Origin of the sequence: Corynebacterium sp. HMSC074H12, from assembly GCF_001813755.1 — a bacterium.
Lineage (GTDB): Bacteria > Actinomycetota > Actinomycetes > Mycobacteriales > Mycobacteriaceae > Corynebacterium > Corynebacterium hiratae.
The window spans coordinates 46,274-54,439 of the sequence record NZ_KV813929.1; the positions used below are offsets into that span (position 1 = coordinate 46,274).

7 protein-coding genes are annotated in these 8,166 nt (G+C 52.3%); 1 reads left to right on the plus strand and 6 read right to left on the minus strand.

All coding sequences use genetic code 11. From position 1 onward, the window contains the following. Positions 1–41: 41 nt before the first annotated feature. Complete coding sequence (locus HMPREF2932_RS09035; RefSeq protein WP_049156445.1) at positions 42–563, minus strand: type II toxin-antitoxin system PemK/MazF family toxin; 522 nt, start codon at positions 561–563, stop codon at positions 42–44. Between the two features lie 18 nt (positions 564–581). Here HMPREF2932_RS09035 and lepA point away from each other — a divergent pair, with 18 nt between their 5' ends. Continuing rightward, the gene (gene lepA, locus HMPREF2932_RS09040) at positions 582–2,429 is read left to right on the plus strand and encodes a translation elongation factor 4 (RefSeq protein WP_071410017.1); all 1,848 of its coding nucleotides are present in this window, start codon (positions 582–584) and stop codon (positions 2,427–2,429) included. A gap of 6 nt (positions 2,430–2,435) precedes the next feature. On the opposite strand, the gene HMPREF2932_RS13205 is transcribed toward lepA, so the two are convergent. The 5 genes from HMPREF2932_RS13205 to HMPREF2932_RS13865 all read right to left on the minus strand — a co-directional run. Then, the gene (locus tag HMPREF2932_RS13205) at positions 2,436–4,076 is read right to left on the minus strand and encodes an ATP-binding cassette domain-containing protein (protein ID WP_083318701.1); all 1,641 of its coding nucleotides are present in this window, start codon (positions 4,074–4,076) and stop codon (positions 2,436–2,438) included. Positions 4,077–4,125: 49 nt separating this feature from the next. Beyond that, positions 4,126–5,064, minus strand: coding sequence for a YcaO-like family protein (locus HMPREF2932_RS13210; RefSeq protein WP_083318702.1), 939 nt, complete (start codon positions 5,062–5,064; stop codon positions 4,126–4,128). After that, complete coding sequence (locus HMPREF2932_RS14035) at positions 5,061–5,390, minus strand: nitroreductase family protein (protein WP_371326311.1); 330 nt, start codon at positions 5,388–5,390, stop codon at positions 5,061–5,063. The genes HMPREF2932_RS13210 and HMPREF2932_RS14035 overlap by 4 nt, the downstream gene beginning before the upstream one ends. Before the next feature lie 478 nt (positions 5,391–5,868). Next, positions 5,869–6,600, minus strand: coding sequence for a hypothetical protein (locus HMPREF2932_RS13445; RefSeq protein ID WP_141756300.1), 732 nt, complete (start codon positions 6,598–6,600; stop codon positions 5,869–5,871). Positions 6,601–7,274: 674 nt separating this feature from the next. Then, the coding region (locus HMPREF2932_RS13865; protein WP_371326338.1) for an IS1634 family transposase at positions 7,275–8,166 on the minus strand (892 nt) is incomplete at its 5' end.

An 8,166-nucleotide genomic window follows, 5' to 3' on the forward strand; every position in this document is an offset into this window, starting at 1 on the left:
CATCCCAAAAAATTTAGCAGGGCTCGGACCGAATCCCCAAATCAGGCCCAGTGATAACGCGAGCGCAGCCGGTTGGCAATGCGCTCGAAGCGGCGTTCCGGGAAGAGCGTGCCCTGTCGGCGGCATTGTTCCTCGGAGATTTCCAACACGCGGTCCATCCGCACCCAGCACTGCCGGCCGGATTCGTCCCATTCGCCGGTGCCGATATCGAGCCATTCCTCTTTGTTCGCGTGGCCCGGGTTGGGGGAGATGAGCAGACCCAGCACGGTGGTGCGTGTGCGCGAGACAATGAGCACGGCCCGCTCGCGCGGCGGGGACTGCTTGCCATCCGAGGGCGCCCACACCCAGACAACCTCGCCGGAGTCTGCCTGCCCGTCCATGTCGGGGGTGAAGAAGACGCTGCGCGGGTGGGCGGCGGCACACTCGACGCGAATGTCGGCGGCCTTGCGCGGTTCCGTTACGGAATCATTCTGGTTCAACCCCAAGCCTTCGGTGATGCGCTCGAGACCGACGTCGACAGGCTCGGGGCCTCCGATACCGAGAATGCGTGCCAACCTAGACATGTCGTCTATTCTAAACACATGTCTACAAACTTCGCGGCCACTACGTTTACGGATCCGTCCAAGATCCGAAACTTTTGCATTATCGCCCACATCGACCACGGCAAGTCGACGCTGGCTGATCGCATCCTGCAGTTGTCGCAGGTGGTGGAGGAGCGTGATATGCGCGACCAATACCTCGACAACATGGATATCGAGCGCGAGCGCGGCATCACCATTAAGGCGCAGAACGTGCGCTTGCCCTGGATTCCTCGCTCCGGTGAGTTCGAGGGCCAGGAGATCGTCATGCAGATGATTGATACCCCTGGCCACGTGGACTTTACCTACGAGGTCTCCCGCGCGCTGGAGGCCTGCGAGGGCGCCATCCTGCTTGTCGACGCCGCCCAGGGCATCGAAGCCCAAACCCTGGCCAACCTTTACCTGGCCATGGAAAATGACCTGGAGATCATCCCGGTCCTGAACAAGATCGACCTGCCCGCGGCCGACCCGGAGAAGTACGCCCTGGAGATTGCCCACATCATCGGCTGCGAGCCGGAGGAGGTGTTGCGCGTGTCCGGTAAGACCGGCGAGGGCGTGCCGGAGCTGCTGGATAAGGTGGCGGAGCTCATTCCGGCACCGACGTCCGAGTTCGGCGAGGATGCCCCGGCCCGCGCCATGGTCTTCGACTCCGTCTACGACACCTACCGCGGCGTGGTGACCTACATCCGCATGATGGACGGCAAGCTGACCCCGCGTCAGAAGGTCACCATGATGGCCACGGGTACCAACCACGAGCTGCTGGAGGTGGGCATTGTCAGCCCCACCATGCAGAAGTGCAAGGGCTTGGGCCCGGGTGAGGTGGGCTACCTGATTACCGGCGTGAAGAACGTGCGTGAGACCAAGGTCGGTGACACGATTACGTGGGCGTCGAATGGCGCTACTGAGCCTCTCAAGGGCTACGCCGACCCGAACCCTATGGTGTACTCCGGCTTGTTCCCGATCTCCCAGGCGGACTTCCCGGACCTGCGCGATGCGCTGGAGAAGTTGCAGCTTAACGACGCCTCCCTCACCTTCGAGCCCGAGACCTCCGTCGCCCTCGGTTTCGGCTTCCGCTGTGGCTTCCTGGGCCTGCTGCACATGGAAATCACGCGCGACCGTCTGGAGCGCGAGTTTGGCCTCGACCTGATTTCCACAGCACCGTCGGTGACCTACCGCGTGGTGGCGGAGGATGGCGAGGAGTCCATGGTGCACAATCCGTCGGACTGGCCCAGTGGCAAGCTGCGTGAGGTCTACGAGCCGATCGTGAAGATGACCATCATCGTGCCGGAAGAGTTCGTCGGTTCGACGATGGAGCTGTGTCAGTCCAAGCGTGGCCAGATGGGCGGCATGGACTACCTCTCTGAGGACCGCGTGGAGCTGCGCTACACCATGCCGCTGGGCGAAATCATCTTCGACTTCTTCGACATGCTGAAGTCCCGCACCAAGGGCTATGCTTCCCTCAACTATGAGGAGGCTGGCGAGCAGCTGGCGGACTTGGTGAAGGTAGATATCCTGCTCAACGGTGATCCGGTGGATGCCTTCTCCGCGATTGTGCACCGCGATTCCGCGCAGTGGTACGGCAATAAGATGACGAAGAAGCTCAAGGAGCTCATTCCACGCCAGCAGTTCGAGGTTCCCGTCCAGGCGGCGATTGGCTCGAAGATCATCGCGCGTGAAAACATCCGCGCGATGCGCAAGGACGTGCTGGCCAAGTGCTACGGCGGCGATATCTCCCGTAAGCGCAAGCTGCTGGAGAAGCAGAAGGCCGGTAAGAAGCGCATGAAGTCCATCGGCTCCGTTTCGGTGCCGCAGGAGGCCTTCGTGGCAGCACTGTCCACGGATAGCGAGTAAGAGAAACTAAGCTTCACTGGGAGGCTCTTTTGGCTTTGATAAAGGTGCTTCATTGGCATTGGTTAATTGAAGCACCGTATCGTCTTGACGAATAGGTGCTGAGGCATCGTGCGTTGAAACAATGACCGTTTTTTCGCGTGCAAGATCTTCAATAATTCCCCACACCAATGCCCGTGAATTCTTGTCTAAGCTACTGGTTGGCTCATCGAGGACCACAATTGACCCAGGCTTAGCGATCAATGCTCGTGCCAAGGCGATTCTTTGTTTTTCCCCACCGGATGCCCCACCGTCTTCACCCGCTACATCGGAGTTCTTCTTGCAGCCCGTTGAAGAAAACTCGTGTAGTCCTATTGCTGTGAGTAACTCGTCAGCTTTGCACACGGCTATTGATCTGCCAAAAACAACGTTGTCTATGGCGTTGGCGTTTAACAGGCTTGCGCTTTGAGACGCATACGTTGAATTTTCCCTTATCTCACGAGATTCTTGTTGCAAGGGTAATGAATATTCATTTAGATTTAGGAACCCTTCCAAAACCGTCGTTTTCCCTGAGCCGCTTGGGCCAAGAACCCAGATTGGTCTTTGCTCATGTCGCTGGTGTGCCGAAGCTGCCATGTCAGACAAACGCAGTATTTGTTCATTCCACAAATCCACGTTTTGGCTTGTTGCGGAGACGATCCCCGTTGGGCGAATCTTTTCGCTTGCTTCACTCGCATGGGAAACTGAAACAGCGAGTGTGGACACTCCAAATCCGACGGATTGAAGAGGCGTAATGGCTGCAATGGCGATTCCTGTAGACGAGATAATTGATCCGATTGCCTGCGCATCTCCATTACTTGTTCGAAGGATAATGGCTATAATGAGAACACAAATCGTTATTGCTAAAACGATTCCTTGGGCAACATACAGCCGCCGCGTCATGGTATAGGAATAGACTCCAGCGCGTTCTACAGTACTTCGATCCTTTCTATAGCGAGATTCCAAAAATGCTTGGGTAGAAAACACTGTCGCTTCTTTCCAGAGGGACAAAGAATTCCCTAGGACGCCGAAACTGCGCATGCTCTCTTTGAAAAACTTTGTCTGGGCGTTCTGGTGGCTTTGGATTAGCCGGTAGCTGACCGCACAATAGGTCACAATGGCTGCTGTGAGGATTATTCCTTCTAACCAAGTGCTGGCAATAACGACTAGGAAAATGCCGGAGGTTAAAGAAATGGTTGCCGGCAATATAGACAGGTAGATGCTGGATAATGTGTCACGATATGCGGAGGCCTCGCTATCAATGGCAAATGAGATCTCTCCATTATCAGCATGCGATCGTGCGCTAGGGCTGGCATCGATGCTATCGGTGAGAGACCTGGCCATTCGCTCGGACTGCAGCTTTTGCTCAATCGTTCCATACGTTGGAAATAATATGTATCTTGAGGATGTTCCTAAAAACCAAATCAGAGAATAGAGTATAGAAAGCTGTAGGCCAATTGTAATGAAGTCCTCCCTGTTTGAACTATTAAGGAGAGAGCTGACTCCACCACCGAGAACATACGGGGCAATAACTGTAGAAATTGACGAGATTACAATGGAGACGAGGACTAAAAAGTTGTTCCAAGGCGATAGTTTCCAAGATTGTGTAATGACTTGTCGTATAAGTTGCATTCGGGATCCATTTTTAAATGACTCGTGATTATCGTGATGTCAGATGAATTTATCCGAAGGGGACCGGCCCGGGTCTGAATTCGTTTCCAAGGTAGGTGCTTAGAGTTTTTAATGCACCAGGTCTATCGTCCTGCAGTCCCGAGGGCCAGTCGTTGCTTAGAAGCCGGGCTATGTACCAAGGCGAACCGTCATAGGAAAGACTATCTACTAGCATTAGTGGCGGGTTTGTTGTATTCGCTAGCAGCTCTAAAGCGTTATTAGGTGTTCGTCGTAGCTGTGAAGGAATTGTAATCCGCAGTGCGGTTGAATTACTCCATTCTTCGGATGTATTTGGTTTATTTGCCTTGAGATACTCGTCTTGTATGCAGTCCATTAATGGGCGTCCCGTCAATCGTCTAAACAAGTTGTCTTGCATAGATAGAATTGCTTGGCGGCATTCTCTCAGCGCCTTCTCTGCAGTACTTTGAAGATGGAATCCCGAAGCAGCGCCGGCAGAGTACTGAGTGCTTTTCGCAGGTGAGCTAAATAATGCTAGGCAAACGTATACGCCTTCAAATATTGATATTTCGTAAATCCGCCAGGTTTCTGAAGGGTGATCATTTTCAGCTGGATTGTTCATGGATAGTTCTACTCCATGGGTTGAGAATCTCCAGTGGGCAATTAACGATTGTCTTTCGATAAATTCGAGACATGCAGATTCAATGGCCTTTTCAAGGCTGCGATGTATTGCTGTTCCGGATGAATCTGTTACATTCTGTGCTTGCTCTGAAACCATCAATTTATCATCGTTGAAAGCGTTCGAAAGACTGTAGATTTTCGCGTGATCGCTTGGCCCCCGTTTCTGCCAGAATCGTTCGAGTGCTTCTGCCGTAGCGCGTAGCTCGCTCTGTGGCTCCCCGAATCCGATTCCTGATGCTAGATTTGTGACGTCTGCAATAGCGATGGATTCGTCCGAGAGAGGTGAATACCGGAATTGTAGGCTTTTCATGAGTCTTCCTTAGCGAGGAGTTGGAGTTGCTCAATCCAGATATCATCAGGATTTAATCCCCATAGGTTTGCTATAGAAAGTTCGTCAAAATACCCATATGGTCTGGTAGAGAAGTTCATAGAACCAGCGTTCCTGGTTACTTCTTGGATCATTTCTCCAATCTCAATGAGTGAGAACTTGTAACCGCGAAGTCGATATTTTGCTATTGAGATTTCGGGAATTATTCCGAATCCCAGTACTAGGTCGACCTGTTCTAGAGCTACCGGTCCATCACATCCAACGTAGTTAAATATTTCTGTAAATGGGACTGGGCCTAGGTTCTCCAAGCGGCGAGCTAATGGTAGTAGGTGGAAGCGTTCCCATTGTCGTCCCTGCCTGGCGAGTATGAATACCTGTACTGGATATAAACTGCCGGCACTGGCATATGGACGGCTCATCTCTGGGGAAGTCAGGGGCTTTAGGAAACAGTTGTTTAAAATAGCATGAAGGTCACTTTGCTCCAGTGAGCGAGCTTCTATATTGATATGTCGGTCTGCGTTAGTGAGACTTGGTTGGCGAGAGTGGATGTCTTTTGCGGGGGGATCAATTGGTTGGGAATTATCTAGGTCCAGTGCGTAGTCAAACTCACCAAGCCGCATGATCCAATGGTTAGCGGAGGCCGCGCTTAGAGGTGAAATTGCGAATCCACTGTCAATTGTAAGTGCATTTCCTGCACATAGTTGGCTTCGTACAGCCCTAAGGGTAGTGAGGTCGATGGCCGGTATAGAGCGTCGAATCTGTAACCTTGTTGCGTCATTGCTGTATTTATTTTCCATAGAATCCCTCATGATTACACTTTGGATCCGTGGGGAGGACAGCGGTGTGTACTAGCCCATTAGTTAGATCTTGGAACTCAGCGTATCGAAGGGTATCTGCTGCGTGAGGATCATTATTCTTGATTGCCAGGCCAAGTGTTATTGCATCTGTAATTGCACTGAGTATGTTCAATGTTTGGATTGCCTCTAGCTCTTTAGAGCTACCCCTATGGGGATCATTCTTGGCTGAATTTAATGCTTTCTTAATGGTAGCCTCTGCCTTTGGTTCACTACTTCTTTCTATTGCAATGGAACATAGTGGACATGGGCGCCCGCTCCGAAACCAGTTGATACTACTTCTAAAGCGTTTGAGTGGGTCGAAGGAATAAGTTACATTAGGACGATTTTTGTCGCGGCCCGTGAGCTGGTGGGGATTACCTTTCTCGTAAATCAGAAAATCTACGACTTTTCGCCGGTTTTTGCTTTGGGGCCACTGCATGCTAGGGGAGTAAAGTGATATAAAGTTCGAGATATTTGGAACATCGGGTAGTTTATTCCCGATGTATACAAGATTCACTTCTACCGTGCTTTTTAGTACGTCTTTGTGGGAGATCCTGAGCGCTTCGAGGCTTTGTTCATAGTGTAAAGCTTGGTCTTTTTCAACTCTATTGATAGAGAATTGGGAGATAATATATTGCCGGGTGGGGCCTTGGAGAAGTTCAAAGGGTGTGGATAAAAGCATGTCGCTCTTTTGGATGTTCGAAAACGGGACAGGCGGTCGGAAATACGGGGAAGTAAGTCCGACTGCCTGAAGATTTTATGTCTATTTAGGCGAGGAGCCTTTCGAGCTCTTTGTCAACAGTTGGTGTGGGTGCTGACGAGGTTGAGGGCAGGCCTGGGGAATTGGAGCCTGTGCAGGAGGCGCAATTTCCCGGAGACTGGGAGAGCGCAGGGGACTCAGTAGTGGTGTCAGCTTTTGAGCACACTTCGACAAGGTCTATGGTGAGCATTAAAAGTTCCTTCCAATGTGAGTTGGGTGACAATCGGGCAAGTGTGTTGACCATAACTCATTAGTTGTTGATTGTCTACCCCCTAGTGTTTCTTTGTTATGTCCATAGGACTTGGGGTATGGAGTCCGGTCTCTTTTTTTGGGCACGGAGTCCATGGAGGTCTTGGACACTTCTAGCGGTTTATGGTTGTGGCCTGCGTTTCGGCCGGGGTTTGGATAGTTTCGGGTTCATCCGTGGTGGTTGGCGGTGTTTCATTCCTTCAACGAGGTTGATGTTGATCTGACCACCTGGTGGTCTGTGGCTCAACGTGATCGGCAGTGGCACGCTGAAGAGGAATTCACCGTCATGGGCCGTATAGAACTCCGCAACGTTTTCGGCTGTGATCGTGGAGTAGAGTCTGCGGTTTTTAAACCTCAGACCAATGTAGAGACCGAAACCACACACGCGTACAACGCCGTCTTTGCTTACGCAGAGCTGGTCTGGGATACCCCAATGGTTTGTTGAATTTGTCGTCGGCGCCGTTAGTGTGGGGGGTATCGGTGGGAGGTATGCCTTGCAAAGCTGCCATGTCATCGATGCAGGCCTCGTGTGAAGTTGCCGCTTCCGCGGGGCCGTTTAGCATTTCGGATACAGCGTGTGGATTGTGCGCCTGGTTGCGCTTGATTGCGATATCGCCGTCAACAGCGCGTTTGGCTTTTGCGACTTGTTCTTTGATTCCGCGCAGGCTGCGTCTGGCCCGGTCGTGGGAGTACTGGTAATGCGTCACCGTATTCGGGGTTGTGTGTTTGCGCCCATCGCTTGCCGAGGTTTGTGTCCAGATCTGGCCGTGGGTGTAGTCTTCACCGGGGTTTTCCCGCCGCCAGGTTTCAATTACCTCAGGCACGGTGGGGGTCTTCACCGACAAGATGTAGTGCAGCCCTGCATCTATCAATGCTTGTTTGTTCGCCGCGGAGAACATGCCTGCATCGGCGACGACGGTGACCTCGTCGAGTTGGTAGGCCTCTTGGAACTGTGTGATCATTGGCAGCATCGTGTGGGTTTCTGCCGAGTTACCAGCAAACGCGCCCACATGCAGTGGAAACCCAGTGGCATCAGTAAGCAGCCCGACAAGGATTTGCGGCTCTACACGGCGCTCTTTGGAAAACCCGGGTTTACGAAGCTCATCAGCAGTATCGGTTTCAAAATACAAGGTGGTCACGTCGTACAAGATGAATGCGCCTGGTCCAATACCTGCATGATGGGCCAACGCTTGGGTTAGTATCTGCCCGAACGATTCGGTAGCGAAGGAGGAAAGACGC

Excerpts from the sequence above, each read along its gene's own strand:
- HMPREF2932_RS13445 (WP_141756300.1), bottom strand. The coding sequence starts at position 6,600 with ATGCTTTTATCCACACCCTTTGAACTTCTCCAAGGCCCCACCCGGCAA.
- HMPREF2932_RS13205 (WP_083318701.1), bottom strand. The coding sequence starts at position 4,076 with ATGCAACTTATACGACAAGTCATTACACAATCTTGGAAACTATCGCCT.
- HMPREF2932_RS09035 (WP_049156445.1), bottom strand. The coding sequence starts at position 563 with ATGTCTAGGTTGGCACGCATTCTCGGTATCGGAGGCCCCGAGCCTGTC.
- lepA (WP_071410017.1), top strand. The coding sequence starts at position 582 with ATGTCTACAAACTTCGCGGCCACTACGTTTACGGATCCGTCCAAGATC.
- HMPREF2932_RS13210 (WP_083318702.1), bottom strand. The coding sequence starts at position 5,064 with ATGAAAAGCCTACAATTCCGGTATTCACCTCTCTCGGACGAATCCATC.